The organism is Paracoccus laeviglucosivorans (assembly GCF_900182695.1).
Classification (GTDB): Bacteria; Pseudomonadota; Alphaproteobacteria; order Rhodobacterales; family Rhodobacteraceae; genus Paracoccus; species Paracoccus laeviglucosivorans.
The window spans coordinates 1-1622 of record NZ_FXTK01000068.1 but is presented as its reverse complement, the minus strand read 5'-3'; the positions used below and the strand labels follow the sequence as shown (position 1 = coordinate 1622).

The 1622-nt window shown below is 60.9% G+C and carries 2 protein-coding genes and 2 pseudogenes; 3 read left to right on the top strand and 1 reads right to left on the bottom strand.

The window, feature by feature from the left end; genetic code table 11:
• The 3 genes and pseudogenes from FN835_RS21835 to FN835_RS21425 form a co-directional block, all read left to right on the top strand.
• Positions 1-87 (top strand): hypothetical protein (locus FN835_RS21835; protein WP_142664913.1); only part of this gene is annotated, 87 nt, incomplete at its 5' end.
• Positions 88-378: 291 nt separating this feature from the next.
• A pseudogene (locus FN835_RS21010) lies at positions 379-1179 on the top strand (OB-fold nucleic acid binding domain-containing protein); the annotation flags it as partial.
• Between the two features lie 83 nt (positions 1180-1262).
• Positions 1263-1436, top strand: coding sequence for a hypothetical protein (locus FN835_RS21425; protein ID WP_185958800.1), 174 nt, complete (start codon positions 1263-1265; stop codon positions 1434-1436).
• 73 nt (positions 1437-1509) lie between these two features.
• On the opposite strand, the pseudogene FN835_RS21005 reads toward FN835_RS21425, so the two are convergent.
• Positions 1510-1622 (bottom strand): annotated as a pseudogene (locus FN835_RS21005) (electron transfer flavoprotein subunit alpha/FixB family protein); the annotation flags it as partial.

Here is a 1622-nt window from a genome sequence, read left to right as displayed (position 1 = left end):
ATGCAGCGCCGCGATGCGAAAAAGGGTCTGGCGACCCTGTGCATCGGCGGCGGCATGGGCGTGGCCATGTGCCTTGAGCGCCCCTGATCGCAACTATCTTGCGCAACTATCTTGCGCACGCAGACTTTCGTTCGGTCTTCCCAAAGTCTCCGCTGTGAGACCTATCACAGATATCACGGCTTTATGTACGTGAGAACGGGGCACGCAGTCACTGTTTCTCTGCGCACTCATCTCATACGGGCAGCAGGACGTACAGAACTTTGCAGAGATGGGCGGCCTTGATCTGTAGGATGAACCACAGATGTTAAAAGGCGCTTGAAGAGGTTGATGCAGTCCGCAACCGAGGTTGAAGAACTACGATCCGCGGGCGCGCTGTGATTACGTTTGCGGTTTCGGCAGATCAAGGGCCTGCGAGAAGAGGATGCGGCCTGGATCGTGGCCGCGCGCGGCAACGGCTATCCGGATGTCGAAAGCTTTTGGCGCCGTGCCGGTCTGCGGCCGGATGTGTTGGCGCGGCTGGCCGAGGCCGATGCTTTCGCTGCAATCGGATTGACCCGGCGCGATGCGCTTTGGGCGGCCAAGGCTCTGGACGCCCCGAAACCGCTGCCGCTGTTCGGTGCCGATGGCGAGGGCATCGTTGAGCCCGCGGTGGCGCTGCAGAAGATGACGATGAGCGAGCAGGTCATTGAGGACTATGTCTCGCTGCGCCTATCGCTGCGCGGGCATCCGATGGAGCTGCTGCGGCCCAAGCTGGCCGAGAGCCGGCCGAACGATCATCTGCGGCATGCGACCGGACGCATTACCGTCGCCGGGCTAGTTATCACCTGCCAAAGGTCCGGCACCGCCTCGGGGGTCATTTTTCTCACGCTGGAAGGTGAGACCGGCGTCGCCTATGTCGTGGTCTGGAACCGGATCTACGAGATCTACCGCAAGGCGGTGATCGCCGGGCGGCTGGTCGGGGTCACAGGCCGGATCGAGCGTGACGGTGCTGTGGTGCATCTGGTGGCGGAGCAGGTTGAAGATCTGTCGCATCTTCTGGGCACCCTCGGCCGCCCGATGATCATCGCGACCACTGACGGGCGCGCCGATGAGACCCGCCGTCCCGCCGGCGGCAGTATCCACGGCACTGCACGCCATCCCCGCGAACAGGCCAAGACGCTGTTTCCGAGCCGGGATTTTTCATTGAGCCTTGCCGCTTTTGCTAGAAGCTGTGCCTGCCGTGACCAGCCGTGGCATCGGTCGCTATATCGGATAAGGGAACGTTGACGGTCAAGCTGCACGACAAGCTTGCGGCCATCGAAAAGCTAATGCGTCATCTTGGTATGTTCGCGGCGGATAACAAGCAGGCGGTGGACGGGTTGACGCAGTTGATCATGGCCGCACACGGGACCGCGTTTCCCCTTTCAACCTACGATCGTGCAATGTCAGCAAGCTGACGTGTGTGCGTTCACTCCGCAGATCTATGTATTAATTTGGGCGGCCTTCTGGGCCGCCCTTTTAAAGTTGCCTTCACACCTTCCCGGTCAATTCCGGGACGGTTGTGAAGAGGTCACCGACCAGGCCGTAATCGGCGATCTGGAAGATGGGGGCTTCCTCGTCCTTGTTGATGGCGACGATGACCT